At 60.8% G+C, this 18,011-nt stretch carries 16 protein-coding genes; 8 read left to right on the top strand and 8 right to left on the bottom strand.

All coding sequences use genetic code 11. The features are described 5' to 3' along the window. The first annotated feature begins 253 nt into the window (after positions 1-253). From VJ651_RS22935 to VJ651_RS22925, 3 genes are all read left to right on the top strand, one after another. Complete coding sequence (locus VJ651_RS22935) at positions 254-475, top strand: hypothetical protein (protein WP_324109654.1); 222 nt, start codon at positions 254-256, stop codon at positions 473-475. Between the two features lie 10 nt (positions 476-485). Next, the gene (locus VJ651_RS22930) at positions 486-920 is read left to right on the top strand and encodes a BON domain-containing protein (RefSeq protein WP_324109653.1); all 435 of its coding nucleotides are present in this window, start codon (positions 486-488) and stop codon (positions 918-920) included. 389 nt (positions 921-1,309) lie between these two features. Then, positions 1,310-2,707, top strand: a complete 1,398-nt coding sequence (locus VJ651_RS22925) for a sigma-54 dependent transcriptional regulator (protein WP_324109652.1) — start codon at positions 1,310-1,312, stop codon at positions 2,705-2,707. Between the two features lie 47 nt (positions 2,708-2,754). On the opposite strand, the gene VJ651_RS22920 is transcribed toward VJ651_RS22925, so the two are convergent. Together VJ651_RS22920 and galU are read right to left on the bottom strand one after the other, a co-directional pair. Continuing rightward, positions 2,755-5,496, bottom strand: a complete 2,742-nt coding sequence (locus VJ651_RS22920; RefSeq protein ID WP_324109651.1) for a hybrid sensor histidine kinase/response regulator — start codon at positions 5,494-5,496, stop codon at positions 2,755-2,757. Positions 5,497-5,839: 343 nt separating this feature from the next. Beyond that, positions 5,840-6,745: a UTP--glucose-1-phosphate uridylyltransferase GalU gene (gene galU / locus VJ651_RS22915; protein WP_324109650.1), complete on the bottom strand. Its 906-nt coding sequence runs from the start codon at positions 6,743-6,745 to the stop codon at positions 5,840-5,842. Positions 6,746-6,807: 62 nt separating this feature from the next. Here galU and VJ651_RS22910 point away from each other — a divergent pair, with 62 nt between their 5' ends. From VJ651_RS22910 to VJ651_RS22890, 5 genes are all read left to right on the top strand, one after another. Then, positions 6,808-7,590, top strand: a complete 783-nt coding sequence (locus tag VJ651_RS22910; RefSeq protein ID WP_324109649.1) for a hypothetical protein — start codon at positions 6,808-6,810, stop codon at positions 7,588-7,590. 237 nt (positions 7,591-7,827) lie between these two features. Next, the gene (locus tag VJ651_RS22905; RefSeq protein ID WP_324109648.1) at positions 7,828-10,443 is read left to right on the top strand and encodes an FAD-dependent oxidoreductase; all 2,616 of its coding nucleotides are present in this window, start codon (positions 7,828-7,830) and stop codon (positions 10,441-10,443) included. A 77-nt stretch (positions 10,444-10,520) separates the two neighbouring features. Further along, positions 10,521-11,114 (top strand): PRC-barrel domain-containing protein, encoded by a 594-nt coding sequence (locus VJ651_RS22900; RefSeq protein ID WP_324109647.1) that lies wholly within the window; start codon positions 10,521-10,523, stop codon positions 11,112-11,114. A 189-nt stretch (positions 11,115-11,303) separates the two neighbouring features. Further along, complete coding sequence (locus tag VJ651_RS22895; RefSeq protein ID WP_324109646.1) at positions 11,304-11,732, top strand: PRC-barrel domain-containing protein; 429 nt, start codon at positions 11,304-11,306, stop codon at positions 11,730-11,732. A gap of 169 nt (positions 11,733-11,901) precedes the next feature. Further along, entirely contained in the window at positions 11,902-12,402 is a 501-nt protein-coding gene (locus VJ651_RS22890) for a DUF421 domain-containing protein (protein WP_324109645.1), read from the top strand. 56 nt (positions 12,403-12,458) lie between these two features. Here VJ651_RS22890 and VJ651_RS22885 read toward each other — a convergent pair whose 3' ends face one another. From VJ651_RS22885 to VJ651_RS22860, 6 genes are all read right to left on the bottom strand, one after another. Continuing rightward, positions 12,459-13,139 (bottom strand): Ku protein, encoded by a 681-nt coding sequence (locus VJ651_RS22885; protein ID WP_324109644.1) that lies wholly within the window; start codon positions 13,137-13,139, stop codon positions 12,459-12,461. A gap of 138 nt (positions 13,140-13,277) precedes the next feature. Continuing rightward, entirely contained in the window at positions 13,278-13,877 is a 600-nt protein-coding gene (locus VJ651_RS22880) for a hemerythrin domain-containing protein (protein WP_324109643.1), read from the bottom strand. Between the two features lie 150 nt (positions 13,878-14,027). Next, positions 14,028-15,122 carry a lipopolysaccharide heptosyltransferase II gene (gene waaF, locus VJ651_RS22875; protein ID WP_324109642.1) on the bottom strand — a complete coding sequence of 365 codons (1,095 nt, stop codon included), beginning with the start codon at positions 15,120-15,122 and terminating at the stop codon, positions 14,028-14,030. Further along, positions 15,119-15,742, bottom strand: a complete 624-nt coding sequence (locus VJ651_RS22870) for an HAD family hydrolase (RefSeq protein WP_324109641.1) — start codon at positions 15,740-15,742, stop codon at positions 15,119-15,121. The genes waaF and VJ651_RS22870 overlap by 4 nt, the downstream gene beginning before the upstream one ends. Positions 15,743-15,790: 48 nt before the next feature. Then, positions 15,791-16,558 carry an SDR family oxidoreductase gene (locus VJ651_RS22865; RefSeq protein ID WP_324109640.1) on the bottom strand — a complete coding sequence of 256 codons (768 nt, stop codon included), beginning with the start codon at positions 16,556-16,558 and terminating at the stop codon, positions 15,791-15,793. Between the two features lie 105 nt (positions 16,559-16,663). Further along, entirely contained in the window at positions 16,664-17,947 is a 1,284-nt protein-coding gene (locus VJ651_RS22860; protein WP_324109639.1) for a glycosyltransferase family 1 protein, read from the bottom strand. Between the last annotated feature and the right edge of the window lie 64 nt (positions 17,948-18,011).

The raw sequence follows: 18,011 nt of genomic DNA, 5'->3' as shown, positions 1-18,011 counted from the left end.
AGTGCGTTGCGGCGATCCTGTATCGACAATTCATTCCGAGAGGAAAACTCCGGGAGCCGATCTTTCCGTACATCAAACCCGTCGCTCCCCGCATGTAAGCATTGCGCCTTGCGCGTAACAATGACACGGTATTGCCGATGCGACATTCAATGTCGCTTTGCGGCATCTCGTTTTGCGAAAAAGTTAAGAACTTATCCTTCATGCCATGGTCAAGGTACGAGGGCAGCGTTAACTTTTCATGAAAGGAACAAGAATGAAATCACTCAAGACTACGTCGAAAATCTTGTTGATTCTTGCCGCATTGAGCATGACAGCTGTCGGTTGTGAGCGGCGCGCCGGCGATCAGAGTTCGGGCGCAAGCGGCTCGCCGAGCGGTACCTCCAGTTCCTCGGGTGGTTCTGGCTCCATGGGTTCGGGTTCTTCCGGCACGTCCGGTTCCTCGGGCAGCAGCGGCTCGAGCGGAACCTCGAAATAAAGAGTTCAGCATGAAAGCAATTGCCGCTACTTCCAGAGTCGTTTTGCTGGGCGCCTTGTTGAGTGTGGCAGTTGCTGGATGCGGCCGCAAGGAAGCGGACCGGGCCTCCGGCGGCACTACATCGAGCGCATCCGGCAGCAGTACCGCCGGAGCGTCTCGCGAGTCCTCCGGTACTTCGGGGAACACGGCCGCCCCATCTTCCGGCAGCTCCGGCTCGTCCGTCGGCGCTGCAATCGATGACAGCATCATCACCACGAAAATCAAGAGTGCCTTGCTCGCCGACGAGCAGGTCAAGGGCACTGACATCAGTGTCGAAACGAAGATGGGCGAGGTCATGCTGAGCGGCTTCGTTCACGACAAGGCGCAGATCGACAAGGCGGTAAAGATCGCCAGCTCAGTGGAGGGTGTCAAAAAGGTCGATAACAAAATGACCGTCAAACAATAGTCCAACATCTCTGCAATATCCTGGCAACGCAAGTAACTGAACATCGACGGGCGCAATGCGGAAAGGCGCAAAAGGCGCATTATTCGCTGCAAGTTCTTGTTCATCGGAACAAGCGCCTAGCCGACTGTTTTGGCTCAATAACACGGTAAATGCTGGCTTGGACAATGACAGTTCGAGGCATATGCTGTGAATAGTTTATTGAACACGTAATCCGAAGCAGCACTCAAATACAAAAAGCATTTTTTGCAAACCTGAATGGGTTTTTTGCATGAAGACCGGCCGCGGCGCGATGCCGCAGGTTGGCCCGATGACATGCCGCGTCCGAGGATGCGGCATGTTTGTCTGCGCGATATCCCTTCAACTTTTAAAACCGGAAAGAGATTGTGCATATGCCCCATGTATTGATCGTCGATGACGATGAAAATACCCGCGAGGCGCTCGCGGCGATTACTGCCGAAGAAGGATTTACCACCGCGGTGGCGGGCACGATACGCGACGCTCAGGCGCAGATCGTGCGACAGCGACCGGATGTCGTGCTGATCGACATCAAATTGCCGGACGGGAGCGGTATGGATTTGTTCAACGATATCGAATCCCGCGCCACGACCGAAATCGTCCTGATCACAGGGCACGCAAGTGTCGAGACGGCAGTGGAAGCACTCCGTCTCGGCGCGGCCGACTACCTGACCAAGCCAATCAATTTTCGCCGCCTGAAAGGCTTGCTGTCGCGGATTCCGCGCACGGTCGACCTGAAGGAAGAAATCGGCGTGCTGCGCAGCGAGTTGCGCAGGCTCGGGCATTTCGGCCAGATGCTGGGTGCGGCGCCGGCGATGCAGAAGCTGTACAACCATATCGCCCGGGTTGCACCGACCGAAGCGACCGTGTTGCTGCTGGGCGAAAGCGGCACCGGCAAGGAGCTGGCCGCGCAGACCATCCATGACTTGAGCCTGCGGCAGAAACGTCCCTTTCTTCCGGTGAATTGCGGCGCCATCTCGCCGCAGTTGATTGAGAGTGAAATCTTCGGCCATGAGAAGGGCAGTTTTACGGGCGCCGACCGGCAGCACAAAGGCTATTTCGAACGTGCGAACGGCGGCACGCTTTTTCTCGACGAAATTACCGAGATGCCGGCAGAGTTGCAGGTGAAATTGCTGCGCGTGCTGGAAACCGGTTCGTTCATGCGTATCGGCAGCAACCAGGAAATCGAAACCGATGTGCGCGTCATTGCCGCAAGCAATCGCGACCCGGAGGCGGCCGTGGCGGAAGGCAGGCTGCGCCTTGACTTGTATCATCGGCTGAATGTCTTCCCGCTCAAGATTCCGCCGCTTCGCGAGCGCGGCGCTGACATCGAACTGCTGGCCCAGCATTTCCTCGACGAGTTGAACGCGGCGCATGGGACGAACAAGGTGCTGGCGCCGGACGGGCTGGCATGCCTGAGCAATTATCACTGGCCCGGCAACGTACGCGAACTGCGCAATTACATACAGCGTGCGTTCATCCTGTCGGATCAGACGATCGATGCGGCAGCACTGGCGCCGGTCATCACGACTCACTCGCCGGTCGGACTGACGCTGGCCATTCCGGTCGGCACTTCGCTGGCCGACGTCGATCGCAAGCTGATTTATGCCACGCTGGAACTCTGTGGCGGCGTGAAGAAGCGTGCCGCCGACATTCTCGGGATCAGCCTCAAGACCTTGTATAACAGGCTGGAAGAATACGGTCCGTACGAGGGAATGCAGAAGAAGGAAAGCGCTTCTTCGATGCACGGCGGCAGCGATTCCTATCATTGAAGGCATTGCTTCCCCGGTGAGCCGTCACCGGGGAATGAATCCGCCTTTCATGCCCGTGCGGCCATCGCGTCAATCACGACAAGCAGTTCTTCCGGTGCCACCGGCTTGGTGACGTGCATCTGGAAACCTGCCGTCAGCGCCCTGATGCGATCCTCACGCTGGGCGAAGGCGGTCAGTGCCAGCGCGGGCATGCGCTGCAAGGGGGTATCACCTGCCGCCGATTGCCACGCGCGGATTTTTCGCAGCACTGAATAGCCGTCTTCGCCGGGCATGGCGATATCGCAGACCAATACATCCGGAAGATCATTGCTGGCCAGGGTACGCAGCCATTCCATCGCTTCCTGGCATGAGCCGGCGGCGAACACCGCGGCCCCGGCGCCGGCGAGGACGACGGTCAGGGACTCGCGCGCTTCCTCCTGATCATCGATCAGCAGGATGTGGACGTCTTTGAGAGAGGGCAGAGGCAGACTGCTCACAGTCCCATCTTCGCCTGCGCCGAGAGTGAGGTATTTCTCGGAGCGCATGCGCAGCGGAAAATGAACATGGAAGGTGGTGCCTTTACCTTCGCCTTCACTCTCCGCATGGACATGCCCGCCATGCAATTCGGCCAGGTGGCGCACCAGGAACAGGCCCAGCCCCAGACCGCTATGGTCGCGCGTGCTGGAGGTGTCTTCCTGGCTGAAACGATTGAACAGATGCGGCACGAAGTCGGGTGAGATGCCGACGCCGTCATCGCGCACGGTCACGGCAATTTCATTGTCGCGTTGCTCTGCATTGAGCCACACGTTGCCGCCGTCCGGGGTGAACTTGATGGCGTTCGACAGCAGGTTCCAGAAGATCTGCTGCACGCGATCGGCGTCGCCTTCGATCTGCTCGCTCGTGATGCGGTAGGTGCAGTTGATGCTGATGCGCTTGACGGAGGCCATCGAGCGCACGCTTTCGACGGCAGCCTGCAGGGCAGGCAAGAGCGCAAGCGGCTGCTTCACCAGCCGCAGCTTGCCGCTCATCATGCGGGTCACGTCCAGCAGGTCTTCGATCAGGCGCACCTGTTGTCCGACACCGGTCTTGATGCCCTGCAGCGCGCGCTGCGCCAGAGGTGCGCTCGAGACATCCTTGACATAATTCTCCAGCACATGCGCCCAGCTCTGAATGCCGTTCAAGGGCGCGCGCAACTCATGCGAGACGATGGCAAGGAATTCGTCGCGCGCGCGTGCCGCGGTTTCGGCCTGGATGCGCGCAGTGCGTTCACGCGCCAGCAGCTCGTCGCGCTCCTTCTCCATTCTGGCGCGATCGGTGACGTCGTAGGCGATGCCGATCACCGATTCGATATGGCCGTGGCGATCAATTTCCGGAATGATGCGGCCGGAAAAATAACGCATGTGGCCGTCGATTACATAATCGAAGTCGAGCCGTTGCTCCGTGGCGGTATCGAAAGCGGCGTGTGCCGCGGTTTCCCAGGCCTGCACCATCGACAAGGGCAGGCCGAGCTCGCCCTTGGTTTTGCCGAGGTAGGCTTCGGGCTTGATGCCGGCCAGCTTTTCGATGGCGGGATTGACATACACATGGCGCATGTCGCGGTCGATGCGCGAAATGATGTCCGGCGAATTTTCCACCAGGGTCTTGAATTCCCGCTCGCGGCGATGGAGTTGTTCTTCCGCCTCGCGCAGCTGGGTGGTATCGCTGATCGCGGCGAACAGGCCGCACACTTCGCCGTGCTCGTTCAGCTCCGGCATGTACATCATGTGCAGGTAACGTTCCTCGCCTTGCGGCAGGCGTACCCTGGTTTCATGCTCCTGCGGCGCGCCGCGCAGGGCGGCGTCGAGGTACTGGCGGATGCCGGCAAACATCTCCTCGCCGACCAGATCGGGAATGCGCTTGCCGATCACGGACTCCGGCTGATGGCCGAAGAGATCGACATACGCCTTGTTGGCAAAGCGCAGGCGGTAATCGGGGTCGCATTGGGCGATCAGCACCGGGAAGGCATCGGTAATCAGGCGCAGTTGCTTCTCGCGCTCGCGCAGCGTCTGTTCCGCGTTGCGGCGCTCGGTGATGTCGGTCATCATCGCGGAAAATCCGCTCACGCGGCCGTCGGGCGCGATATCGGGCGTATACGTCGTCATGACGTGGCGTTCGCCCAGCATGTTATGGACAGTGAGTTCATAAGTCACCTGTTCGCCGCTGAGCGCGCGCGTGATGTAGGGATAGGCCTGCGGATAGAGCGGACCAAGCACCTGGTTCAGGGTCTTGCCCACGATCTCGGCGGCCGGGCGGCCGAACCAGGAACTGTAGGCGGCATTGACGAAGCGGTAGCGTTCGCCCGCATCGATGTACGCGATCAAGGCCGGCACCATGTCGGTGATCAGGCGCAAGTACTGGTCCTGCTCGAACAGGGCCGCGGCAATGCGATTGCGCGCGCTGACATCGCGCAGCACGATCAAGCGTCCATCCGGCACGCTGGCATCGAGGCAGGGAGTGATGATGATTTCGGCGTCGATGAGGCTGCCGTCGGGCAACTGCAGCTTGTGTTCGAATGAAGCCGGGCATTCCGCCGGCAGGGAAACATTATGTGTTTCGTGCGCGGCCGCGCTGCGTGCCTGCAGCACATCGCCCAGCGTACGGCCGTTGACCTGGTCCTGGCTGTTGTATCCGAGCAGTTTCAGCGCGGCACGATTGGTGCCGACGATACAGGCATTCCTTATCAGCAGTACGCCTTCCGAGCAGCGCTCGATCAACTGGCGATAATGCTCTTCGTCGGATCGCGGCGCATCGTTTGAAGGAGGTGTACGCATTGCATGGGACGAGGTGTCCTTTGGCTCCGTATGTGAGTGATGTTCATTGCCAAGATTAATCGAGACCTGGTTGCTTGAGACAGCCATGGTAAAAACGCACTCCTGTTTTCCAAACGCTGTGGACGCGGGACGGAACATAGGGCGCTGCATGATGCTATCTGCGCCACGACCACGGCACGATAATGCTAATGCACGTTTCATCGCATGCATCCGGGAAACCGCAAGCAAGCCGACACGTTTCCTTGACCGGCGACAACATCGCAAGGGAAACGTGTCCAGTCAGGCAAGCAAGCTCCGTGCTCGCATGCAGCCCGTATTGCAGCCTGCCTTGCGTCACCCGCGTTCAGGCAGTCTTGCCGCCGATGTTCTGTTTCAGATCGGGCAATTTCAACTGTGCAAGAAAGCGGCTGAACTCTTCACCCACGGCAGGATGTTTCAACGCAAACATGACTGCCGCTTCCAAATACCCGATCTTGCAGCCGCAATCGTAGCGGTGTCCCTTGAATTCATAGGCGAGCACGGGGTGCTCGGCGAGCATGGCGGCGATGGCGTCGGTCAGCTGGATCTCGCCGCCGGTGCCCGGGGTAACGTTCTCCAGGTAGTCGAAAATGTCAGGCGTGAAAATGTAGCGCCCGACGACACCGAGCGTCGATGGTGCGTTCTCGGGCTGCGGCTTTTCGACGATATCGGCGATGCGATGGATGCGCACGCCCATCGACTGCGGACGGACGATGCCGTAGCTGGACGTCTGGTCGAGCGGAACGTTCTGCACGCCGACCACCGAGCTGCCGTGCTGCTCGTACAGGTCAATCATCTGCTTGAGCACAGGCACGTCGGCATCGATCAGGTCGTCCGCCAGCACGACGGCAAAGGGTTCGTCGCCGACCAGCGGACGTGCGCACAGCACCGCATGGCCGAGGCCGAGAGCTTCGCTCTGACGCACGTAGGAATAGTGCAGGTTGGCTGGCAATAGCGACTGTATCTCCTTGAGCAGTTTTACCTTGCCATGCGAAGCCAGCTCCGATTCCAGCTCATATGCCTTGTCGAAATGGTCCTCGATGGAGCGCTTGCCGCGCCCGGTCACGAAAATCATTTCGGTAATGCCTGCTGCTGCCGCTTCCTCCACGGCGTACTGAATAAGAGGCTTGTCAACGATGGGCAGCATTTCTTTCGGCGATGCCTTGGTGACGGGTAAAAAGCGCGTGCCTAAACCGGCGACAGGAAATACCGCTTTGCGAATCTTGGTCATTGTCGTCTCTCTTCGTACAGTGGTTGATCAAAGTCGGGAGGCGGCGAACTCCAGGTGGCGCAATGGGCGAGAACAAGGAATCGCCGCGCCTCGGAACGCAAACCGCATCGGTGAAAAATCCGCTGCGCAGATCTGTCAAACCGGTTGCCGGTTGCGAGAGGCGCTGTCATCTGCGATGTTCGCCTCATCGCGCCTCACCTCGCCGAACTCCACGTCATGCATGGGTAACGATTACATTCGCTAGCCGTTTTTACATGTTGTTACATGTGTTCGATAACCGCTTTCCGGCGGGCTGTCGCCATCCATCAAGGGCGGCGCCTGCATCCGCCTTGGCGGGGCATTCCGATCAAGCAGGAAGCGTACCGAGCTCGCCGCACTTGATGCCCGGAAAGGAAAGCGGCGCGTTTGGCGACGAAGTTTCTTTCCGGGGAAAAAGAGAGTTGAAATGCCGCATCGAGCGCAGGCGGCTCTTGCGCCTGATCATCACCTGCCGGCATTCAATAAGTATGCTGGAGGAAACTTCGGCGGCAATGCGGTTTCATCTTGCCGCGCGGAGAACAGGTTGGCGATATGCCGGTGTAGCTTTTACCAGCGGCTGTAAAAATGACGGAAATGAAATGCTCTCGGTGCAAGCACTTACCTCGTCGAAGCAGCGCCGGATTGCTCGGCACAGCTCTTGCGTCGGCAAGTCGCAATGCATTGAGCGTATGCAAAGCAACAGAATCGGTGGTTGCACGATCTCTGCAGACTTTGCCGCAATGCATTCCGCCATCGCATGCGGACTGGTTTATGTGCGTGTGCGTCAGCAAGCTCCTTTCAACGCCCAGACATTGCATCCGACATGATGATCGCTGCTGCTTCCCACAGACCGTCTTGCGCGCGCCGGATGCATGATGCTGCGGAATTTCCGTCCGTCATGCATTCGCATGCGCCGATGCCGAGTCGATCCGGCACGGACGACTCACGAAAGGACATCGACGGCGATATGGCGCGCGGCACGCAATGCTTGCCGTGTGCCTCGCCACGACGTCATGCGCAGGGGCTTGACCGACATTTTCGACATTTCATGGCAAGGAGATAGCATGGCTTCTGCAATTATCGTTTTTTCGCATCTGCGCTGGGACTTCGTTTTTCAGCGCCCGCAACACCTGTTGTCGCGCCTGGCCGCGCATTATCCGATCGTGTTCGTCGAAGAACCGGTCTGCCACGAAAGCAAGACCTTCCTGACCACCTATTCGCCGGCGCCCAATGTCCTGGTATGCCAGCCGCACACGCCGGTGAACATGCCCGGTTTTCATGATGACCAGCTGCCGCATCTGCAAAAGCTGCTGCGTCAGCTGGTGCGCGACTACCACGATCACATCGCCTGGTTCTATACGCCGATGGCGCTGCCGCTGCTGCAGGAAATGCAGCCGCGCCTGGTGGTCTACGACTGCATGGACGAACTGGCCTCTTTCAAGAATGCGCCGAAGCAGCTTCTGCAACGCGAGAGCGCCTTGCTGAAGGTGGCCGACATCGTCTTCACCGGAGGGCAGAGCCTGTATCGCGCGAAGCGCGACCGCCATCCGAACGTGCACTGCTTTCCCAGCAGTGTTGACGCGACGCATTTCGTGCAGGCGCTGGATCGAAGCAATTCGCATCCCGCGCACAAGGACATTCCCGGCCCGCGCCTCGGCTACTACGGAGTCATCGATGAGCGCTTCGACACGGAGCTGATTGCCAGGCTGGCGGACGCGCACTCGTCCTGGCAAGTGGTGCTGGTCGGTCCGGTGGTGAAGATCGATCCCGCCACGCTGCCGCAACGCACGAATATTCATTACCTCGGGCAGCAGCCCTATCACGCGCTACCGAATTTCCTGGCGGGTTGGGACGTTTGCCTGCTGCCTTTCGCATTGAACGAGGCGACGCGTTTCATCAGTCCGACCAAGACGCTGGAATACATGGCCGCGGAACTGCCGATCGTCAGCACGCCGGTCACCGATGTGGCCGACGCCTACAGCGATATCGTCGCCATCGCGCACGACGCGCCGGCTTTCATCGCCGCCTGCGAAGCGGCGCTGCTGGCTTCGCCGGAGGAGCAGGAAACGAAGATCGCGGCGATGCGCCGGGTGCTGGCGTCGACTTCCTGGGATTCGACCGTCGAGAAGATGCGCGCGCTGCTCGACAGCGCGCCGCGCCGCCAGCCGCACGCTCTCAAGGTGTCGACGCCCGATGAGCCGGTGGTCAACATCAACCGCCTGCGCCAGCATGAAGCGCTCAAGTTCGCCCGCACCGCCATCATTGGCGCCGGTCCGACTGGGCTGAGCGCGGCGTATCACCTCGGGCATGAGGCGGTCCTGCTGGAGCGCAATTCGATGGTCGGAGGATGGTGCCGCTCGATCAAGGACAATGGCTTCACCTTCGATTACGCCGGCCACATCATGTTTTCCAACGACCCTTATGTGCTGGAGTTGTACGACCTGCTGCTCGGTTCCAACGTGCACTGGCAAGACCGTGAAGCCTGGGTGTACAGCAAGAACGTCTACACGCGCTATCCCTTTCAGGGTGCGCTGTATGGCTTGCCGCCCGACGTCATCAAGGAATGCATTACCGGCGCCATCGAGGCGCGCTTCGGCAGCCTGAGCAAGTCCGGCACCGGATCCGGCACCGCTCCTTCAAAGGCGCGCGCACAGGATTGCTGCGCCGACGGCGGCGTCGCCTTGCCGGATTCGAAGGTGGCGGCGCTGGAGCGGCGCAACCCGGCCAACTTCGAGGAATTCATTTATCAGGTGTGGGGCGCGGGCATCGCGAAGCATTTTGCGATTCCCTACAATCGCAAGCTGTGGGCCGTGCCCCTGAACGAGATGGAAACTTCATGGCTGGGCGGGCGCGTACCCTTGCCGAACCTGGAAGAAATCATCGACGGCGCACTGCAGCCTGTCGGCAAGCCGATGGGTCCCAACGCACGCTTCGGCTATCCCTTGCGCGGCGGCTTCCAGGCGCTGATGTCCGGCTTCGTACCGCATATCAAGGGCACCATCGAACTCAATGCGGAAGTGACGCACATCTCGCCGAAGCAGCGCATCATCGCGCTGGCGGATGGCCGCCGCTATCAGTACGACAACCTGATCAGCACCATGCCCTTGCCGGAACTGGTCAGGATGATCGGCGATGAAGCGCCCGACGAAGTCAGACAGGCGGCCGAGGGGCTCAAGCACATCTCGGTGCGCTGCGTGAATCTTGGGGTGGCGCGCCAGAACATCACCGACAAGCACTGGATCTATTATCCTGAAGATACGATCTTCCATCGCATTTTTGTCCAGGGCAACGCCAGCCCCGAATGCAATGCGCCCGGCGGCTTCGGCATCACCTGCGAGATCACCTATTCGCCGACATGGAAGCCCTTGCCCGCTAGCGGCAAGGAATTGATCGATCGCTGCATCCAGGATTGCATCAAGGTCGGCATGTTCCGTCCGGATGACAAGATCATCGCCGCCAACGAAATCGACATGCCCTACGGCTATGTGGTGTACGACCATGCGCGCGCGAAGAACGTGGACACCATCAAGTCGTGGCTGGCAATGCACGACATCATTCTCGCCGGGCGCTACAGCGAATGGGAGTATTACAACTCGGATCACGCCTTCATTGCCGGCAAGAAGGCGGCCGAGGCAGTGAAGTGGGTTGAGCCGAAGAAAAGCGCGCTCGCCGCCGAGTAGGGCGGTGGCACGCGGCTTGCTGCATGGTTCCACATGAACGTCTCTGGCGGGAATCGGATATGGGCAAAGGAGGAAGCATGAAAGCCTCACTTCGCATCGGATTGCTCGCGCTCGCCGCTGCCGGGTTCGGCGCTGGCGGCGTGGCCGCGCAACCATCCGCCTTGTCCGGAAGCACGGAAATCATTTCGGCGCAGCAGGAGGGCAACTCGGTGCGGCAGCAACATCTGTACCGCAGCAGCAAGATCGTCGGCGCCAATGTCAGGAATCCGCAGAGCGAGAAGATCGGTGTCATCAGGGATCTCATACTCGACAGCCGGCGCGGCGCGATCGCTTATGCGGTGGTGAGTTTTGGCGGCGTGGCCGACGCCGGCAAGAAATATCACCCCATCCCGTGGCAAGCCTTGCAGCCGAGTGACGACGGCACGTTTTACACGCTGCAGGCGGACCGCGAAACGCTGGGCCATGCGCCCGGCTTTGACAAGCGGAAATGGCCGGATATGGCGGACCGGCAGTGGAGTGCCGATGTCGACCGCTTCTGGAGCCGCAGGGTCGGACGCGGCACGGCCGGCAACAACACGCTGTCGCCCGGCGGCACGGCCTCCGGTGCCAGCGGCGCAAGCGGAATGAGCAGCAGCAAGGGGGCGAGCGGCAAGTCCGCCCCTGCACGGTAGAACCTGTCGTGAATCATGTGGGGAGTGCGTGCGGGCATCGCCCGGCGCGAAGGAGAACCGAGCTCCCGACACGGATTCATGACGGCACTAACAGGGAGTCAATCGAAAAGCGTCGGCATCGGCTTACCGGATAAGGCATCAACAAGCCGCTCTGCAGAACGTGCAAGTAGTTATTGAAAGGAAAGACTCATGAGCAATTACCCTTCTTCCACCAGTACCGGCGGTGGCGGTGCACGCGTGGTCGGCGGACAGGCAAACATATCGGGACCGGGTCCTGAAGTGATGGCGGCCGATACGCTGCAAGGCGACAAGGTCATCAACTCGCGCGGCGAAAATCTCGGTGAAATCGAGGACATCATGCTCGATGTGCCGAGCGGCCGCGTCGCTTATGCGGTGCTGTCGTTCGGCGGCGTGATGGGCATCGGCGACAAGCTGTTCGCCGTGCCCTGGAGCGCACTGACACTGGATGCCGACCAGAAGTGCTTCGTGCTGGATATCGACAAGGACCGGCTGAAGAATGCGCCGGGCTTCGACAAGGACCACTGGCCTTCCATGGCCGACACCACCTGGGCCAACGAAGTCCATTCCTACTACAACAGCAGGCCATACTGGCAGTAGTGCACAAACGGGACTCAGGGAAAGCGCACCGGGGCGGTCTTCCCCGCAAGGAGATTCCATTGCGGGAGTGGCCGACCTGATCAGGCGCTTCCCGAGTGCCGCAACCGGAGACGGAAATGGCGTCGGCGAACGGCGCCATTTTCATGTGGGCAGCTAGCGAGACACGATAATGGAAAACTTCTTATCGATCGATTGGGGAGAATTGTTCGGCCTGAGCGTTCCCTTGTCCGAGATCCTGATTCGCGGCTCGGCGATGTACTGGTTCCTGTTCCTGATCTTTCGCTTCGTGGTGCGCCGCGAAGTCGGCGCGGTAGGCATCGCCGACATGCTCGTGCTGGTGATTGTGGCCGACGCGGCACAAAACGCCATGGCGGGCGAATACACCAGCATTTCCGACGGCATGGTACTGGTGGCGACGCTGATCGGCTGGAACGTGTTCCTGGACTGGCTTGGCTATTACGTGCCCGCGTTTCGCAAACTGGCCGAGCCCGGCCCCCTGCACCTGATCCAGAACGGCGTCATCCTCAAGCGCAACCTGCGCCGGGAATTCATTACCGAAGATGAATTGTGGAGCAAGCTGCGCGAGCAGGGCGTCGATTCGCTGCCGCAGGTGAAGTCGGCGTTCATGGAGAATGACGGACAGATCAGCGTGATCAAGCGGGAGAAATGATTCTTCGCGGCGGCCGTCGCGCCCGTGGCCGGAAAGTCTCTTTCCGGCCACGGTGTTCAGTGAAGCGTGCGGCGGGTCCTGGCCCGGGTCATTCGTGCGGGATGCCGCTGCCGGTTGGCGGGCCTTGGCGCGCCGGTATGCGGATTGGACGGGATGAGGAACAATAGCGAATCGCCGTCATCCGCATCATTTTCCCCGAGCCAGTCGTCAAGCTCCTCCACCTCGATTTCCGTTCCCTGGCCGATGGTGAGCATGCGGTCGCCGAACGGCGACACATCCTCCGTGCCGAGATCGTCGCGCAGGCTCTCGGCGTCGTCTTCGGCGCCTGCGATGGTCCAGCTTTCCTGCGCCCGTGAAATGAAAGAGGGCGGCAGCGCGAGCTCGCTCTCGCTGGTTTCTCCGGTAGCCGGATCGGACAGTGTCACATCCAGGCGCGGATGGAGCGACTCGCTGGCCCAGCGCAGCGTCTGGAGCACGAGCGACTGGCCGCGCGGCACCAGCGCCGCCAGGTGCTGGCGCGACTGGATGACGACGCAGGCGATGCCGATCTTGCCGGTGCTGCGCAGCGTCTCCCGCAGCAAGGCATAGAGCTTCTCGCCGCCCGGCGCGGGTGTCAGGCAATAAGGCGTTTCAAAGTACAGGGACGGAATTTCCTGCACATCGACGAATGCAAGGATATCCACGGCATGAGTTGATTTCGCATGGGTTGCGCGTACTTCCTGGTCGGGCAGAATCACAACAAACCTTTCTTCAAAGGAGAGAGCTCTCTGCAAGAGCGTTCCATGACGCGTTCGCCGCACGCGTCATGTCCAGTCGTTACAGAGGCTTGCGCGGGGCGTGCCGCGCCACTTCGTTTCGGATTGCGTCGGGGCGGGTCAATGTATGTTCCGGTGCGACTTGCCCGTGGCGCTGCTGTCTTCGTCTTCCTCGACATCGAGGTCGTCGGTCGGAACGCCCAGCTCTTCGCGCAGTTCAAGCTTGCGTTGCCGGATCTCTTCTCCCAGTTCGTCGAGATCGATTTCCGCCTTCTTCAGCTTGGGGAACAGCTCTTTCTCTTCTTCCTGGATGTGATGCTTCACATACTCGCCCAGCACCGTGAACTTGGCGTCGTACAAGTCGTCGTCGGGTTCCATGGCGGCCAGCTCGGTAATGAGTTGCCGTGCCGATGCATGTTCCACCTCGGCTTCGTCCAGCAGATCCATTTCTTCGATAACTTCGCGCGCGGCGGGATAGAAAATTTCTTCTTCCACTTGAGCGTGTATGGTCAGCTCGGCGCAAGCGGTTTCGATCAACAACTGTTTTGCTTCCTCATCCGGGTCGTTCTTGATTTCCTCGAATTCCTCGAACATGTCGAGCACCTTCTTGTGATCTTCCGCAAGAACATGCAATGCGTCGGTGGACGAGCCCTTGGAAGAGACGCGGGGGGATGATTTCGAGGTCTTGGACGATCCCTTGGATGTCGCATTACGTGGCATGGTGTTTCCTTTCATGGTTGGGCGGCGTGGAGCTTCTCCGCAAGCTCCATGCCATGCTTGCGCTGGCCGGAAAGGCGCACTGCATCCCGGTATAGCCACGAGGCGGGGCGGCGTTTTTGCAATGCGATGTAAAAAATGCAGATGGAAACTTCAGCTTGCGAGAAGGCGCCGCGCCGGCATGTGGCCTTGCAGCAGGTCCAGCGCCGCCGCAATGACGCGCTCCGGAGTGACTTCCGCCAGGCAACGATGATGCCCTTGCGGACAGATGCTCTTGTAGCAGTTACGGCAGGGAACGTCTTGAAACAGTACGCGATTGGGCACCTGCCACGGCGTGTGCTGCGGATTGGTCAATGCATACAGGTCGACGATCGGCGTGCCGACGGCGGCGGCGATATGCGCGGGGCCGGTATTGTTGCAGATGACCAGCGGGGCGAGCGACAGCAGCGCCGCCAGCCGGCCGAGGTCGAGACGGCCGGCCAGCGAATGCGCCCGCGCTTCGCCGCCGCGTATCTGCTCGACCAGCGCCGCTTCATCTTCATTGCCGGTGAAGACCAGGGGACAGTCCAATCGGGCGGACAGGTCGCGCGCGAGTGCCGTCCAGTGCTGCGACGGATAGCGGCGCGAGGGGGCGCTGGCGCCGGGATGGAGGATGATCCATGGCCGCGCCTCGTCGATATCGAGCGTCCGCAAGCAATTCCTTGCCCAGGCAAGATCGGCTGGCGGCACACGAAAGGACAGGCGTTCATTGCGCGTTTCGGCACCGATCGCCGCCACCAGGTCGAGCTGACGCCTGACTTCGTGCCGCACCTGCTCCTGAGGTTCAGTTTCGCGCACCCAGTCGGTCAGCAGCTGATACGGATTCTCGCGGCAATGCGCCAGGCGCAGCGGTATGCCGGCCAGATGGCACATCAGCGCGGCCGGCAGCGGGCTCTGGCTGTACACGGTGAAAATCACGGCGGCATCGAAGCGGCGCTGCGCAAGCTGTTCGATCAGTGCGAAGTCGGCCGCGGCCTCCTGCGCGGCACTGCTCTTCATCCATGGCGCGCAGTACTGGATCGTGTCGTCGATTTCAGGCACGTAGCGCGCCGCCGCCGCGCCGCCGGCGGAGCTCAGCAGGGTAACGCTGCTGCCGGGCAGCGATTCCTTCAGCGCGCGCATGGCGGGCGTGCTCATCAGCACGTCGCCAAGGTAATCGAGTCGGATGCACAGGATGCGCCGGGCCTGCTGCCAGCGTTCTACCGTCATGGGACAGCGACTCCGCTGCTGCCGGGCCGCAGGCCGGGAATATGCATGGTCTGTTCGCGCCCACTCTGTTCGGCCGACGCGATCATGCCCGCGGCCACATACAGGTTGGGCGCCGTCAGGTCGGGCATGCGATGCGCCGAGATCTTCCATTCGGTTTCGTTCCCGTTGTCGATCAGGACGGTGCGGCAGCCGGCGCGATGGCCGGCTTCCACGTCATTCAGGATGTCGCCGACCATCCATGAAGCGCCGAGGTCGATGTTATGCTCGTGCGCCGCGCGGTACAGCATGCCGGGCATCGGCTTGCGGCAGGTGCAGGGCACGGCATAGCGTTCCACCATTCCGTCCGGGCTGTGCGGGCAGAAGTAGAAACCGTCCAGCGCGACGCCGTATTGCGCGAGCTGCTGTGCCAGGCGCCGATGCACGCCGTCGAGAGCGGATTCGGTGAAGATGCCCTCGGCCACGCCGGGCTGGTTGGTGACGACGAACAAGGCAAAGCCCATATGCGTGAGCAGTTGCAGCGCCTCGGCCGCCTTCCAGGTGAGCTGCACCAGGGCGGGGTTGACGTTATACGGCACGTTCTCTACAAGAGTGCCGTCCTTGTCAAGGAAGATTGCTCGCATGATTTTGCCTTGTCGTCATATCGTTCTTGTTATGCCCTCATTTCCTGTTCATGGCCACGAGGTTTCCTGCATTGGAATGACCATGATCTCCGGTATCACCGTCTGCGCCGGCATCCGCAGCACGGCCTTCACCGCCTGCGCGACATTGGCCGGGTCCTGCAGCGTCGAAACGTCGATGCCCGGAAAACGATCGAGCAGGAAGGGCGTGCTCATGCCGCCTGCGATAAGCGCGGTGACCTTGATCTTTTGCGGCCGCAGTTCGGCATGCAGTGCATGCGACAGGCCCAGCAGGCCCCATTTGCTCGCGTGATAGGCGGAGGCGTTCGGCCAGGCGCGCTTGGCGGCGGTGGAGGAAATGTTGATGATGTGTCCGCCGCTGCCTTTCATGTGACGTGCAGCGTACTTCGAGAGCAGGAAGGGGCCGTAGAGATTGGTGCGAATCACGCGGTCCCAATCGGCATGGCTCAGCTCCTCGATCGGACAGGTGACATCGGTGCCGGCGTTGTTGAGCAGCACGTCGATTGTTCCGAAGCGTTCGATGGTCTCGTCGACAGCGCGTTCGGCCGCGACCGGATCGCCGACGTTGAAGCCGATGGCATGCGTTTTATATCCCGCTGCATCGAGCAGGGAGGCCACCGTCTGCGCCTTGTCGAAATCGAGATCCCCGATCACGACATTGGCGCCGCAGGCAGAGAACATGTGGGACAGCGCGGCTCCCAGGCCGCTGCCGCCGCCGGTGACCAGAACGGTTTTGCCGGCGAACAGCGCGGCTTCCGCGGGATCCGCGACATAACTGGATACGTTCACGTTGCTCAATGCGCTCTCCATGAAAAAATGATTTTGGTTGGTCTTACGCTACGCCGTTCCGGCGTGCGCTTGTTGATGCAATCGATGCCGGCCTTCACTTCCACACCTCAAGACTCAGTTCGCCCGCAGTTCGCCCGATACTGCGCGCTGCTGCAGGGCGTAGCGGGTGGCCGGTTCCAGCACGCTTTCATAGACGCCGGCAATGCTGGTGGCGACGTTGCGCCAGGTGTAATGCTGGTAGGCGCGCCGCATGCCCGCCCATCCCATGCGTTGCGCCAGGTGGGGATGGCGCTGCAGCCACGAGAGCCGTTCGGCCAGTGCTTCAGGATCGTTGGGCGGCACCAGATAGCCGGTTTCGCTGTCCACCACGGTGGTCTTGATGCCGCCGACGGCGGTGCCGATCACCGGCGTGCCGCAAGCCATGGCTTCGACCGGGGTGATGCCGAAGGGCTCGTACCATGGCGTAGTGACGAAGACATTGGCGGCGCTGTAGTAATAGCGCAGCTGCTCGCGCTGCCGCTGGCCGGTGAAGGTAACGCATTGCGCCACGCCCAGCTCTTCGGTCAGTTGCATCAGGCGGCCCAGTTCCGGCGTGGCGATCGGATCCGGCTTTTCGCCATTGCCGCCGACGACCAGCAGGCGCACCGGCACCTGATACTGATGGTGCAGGATGGCGACGGCGCGAATGACGTTGTCCACGCCCTTGCGGGGCACCATGCGACCGAGCTGCAGCACGATGAACTCGTCGCGGTCCAGTCCGAGGTTCTGGCGCGCGTCGAGCGTGGTCGGCCAGAATTCGTCGGGGTCGAAACCGCAGGGGACGACGTCGATCCGTGCACTCGGCGCGCCGTAATGCTGTTCCATGTCGCGCCGGTCTTGCGGGCATTCGGCGATCACGCGGTCCGCGTCATGCATCAGGCGTTCTTCGATGGCGAAGCGGATATCGGGAAAGGCGTCCGCTTCCTTCTGACACAGGCGACGCACGCGACCCAGCGCGTGGAAGGTCATCACGAAGGGAATGCCCAGCGTCGCCTTGATCTGCTGGGCCACCATGCCCGACATGAAGAAATTGGCGTGCACGATGTCATAGCGCATCTTTTGCCGGCGCGCAAAGCGGATCACGAATCGCCCGAACTGTTCCATATACGGCAGCATGGCTTCCTTGGGAATGAACTCCGGCGGACCGGCCGGCACGTGGACGACGCGCACGCCGGGATGCCAGTCGACGACCGGTTCCAGTTGATCGGAGTCGCGCCGGGTAAATATGTCGATCAGGTAACCCAGACGCGCAAGCTGCTTGGCGAGCTGGGCGACATACACATTCTGTCCGCCGCTGTCGATGCTGCCGATGCGCGCAAGAGGTGACGCATGTTCGCTGATGAGAGCAATTTTTCGCATAGTTATCCACGTTGTTGGAATGATCACATCACTGTTTGGCTGGCAAAGCAAAGCATGTACCTAG

This window comes from Noviherbaspirillum sp., from assembly GCF_035254865.1.
GTDB lineage: Bacteria > Pseudomonadota > Gammaproteobacteria > Burkholderiales > Burkholderiaceae_D > Noviherbaspirillum.
This window is presented reverse-complemented; position numbering and strand designations above follow the sequence as displayed.

Excerpts from the sequence above, each read along its gene's own strand:
- VJ651_RS22890 (WP_324109645.1), top strand. The coding sequence starts at position 11,902 with ATGGAAAACTTCTTATCGATCGATTGGGGAGAATTGTTCGGCCTGAGC.
- VJ651_RS22930 (WP_324109653.1), top strand. The coding sequence starts at position 486 with ATGAAAGCAATTGCCGCTACTTCCAGAGTCGTTTTGCTGGGCGCCTTG.
- VJ651_RS22925 (WP_324109652.1), top strand. The coding sequence starts at position 1,310 with ATGCCCCATGTATTGATCGTCGATGACGATGAAAATACCCGCGAGGCG.
- waaF (WP_324109642.1), bottom strand. The coding sequence starts at position 15,122 with ATGACGGTAGAACGCTGGCAGCAGGCCCGGCGCATCCTGTGCATCCGA.
- VJ651_RS22860 (WP_324109639.1), bottom strand. The coding sequence starts at position 17,947 with ATGCGAAAAATTGCTCTCATCAGCGAACATGCGTCACCTCTTGCGCGC.
- galU (WP_324109650.1), bottom strand. The coding sequence starts at position 6,745 with ATGACCAAGATTCGCAAAGCGGTATTTCCTGTCGCCGGTTTAGGCACG.
- VJ651_RS22920 (WP_324109651.1), bottom strand. The coding sequence starts at position 5,496 with ATGCGTACACCTCCTTCAAACGATGCGCCGCGATCCGACGAAGAGCAT.
- VJ651_RS22905 (WP_324109648.1), top strand. The coding sequence starts at position 7,828 with ATGGCTTCTGCAATTATCGTTTTTTCGCATCTGCGCTGGGACTTCGTT.
- VJ651_RS22910 (WP_324109649.1), top strand. The coding sequence starts at position 6,808 with ATGGGCGAGAACAAGGAATCGCCGCGCCTCGGAACGCAAACCGCATCG.
- VJ651_RS22895 (WP_324109646.1), top strand. The coding sequence starts at position 11,304 with ATGAGCAATTACCCTTCTTCCACCAGTACCGGCGGTGGCGGTGCACGC.
- VJ651_RS22870 (WP_324109641.1), bottom strand. The coding sequence starts at position 15,742 with ATGCGAGCAATCTTCCTTGACAAGGACGGCACTCTTGTAGAGAACGTG.
- VJ651_RS22900 (WP_324109647.1), top strand. The coding sequence starts at position 10,521 with ATGAAAGCCTCACTTCGCATCGGATTGCTCGCGCTCGCCGCTGCCGGG.
- VJ651_RS22880 (WP_324109643.1), bottom strand. The coding sequence starts at position 13,877 with ATGCCACGTAATGCGACATCCAAGGGATCGTCCAAGACCTCGAAATCA.
- VJ651_RS22935 (WP_324109654.1), top strand. The coding sequence starts at position 254 with ATGAAATCACTCAAGACTACGTCGAAAATCTTGTTGATTCTTGCCGCA.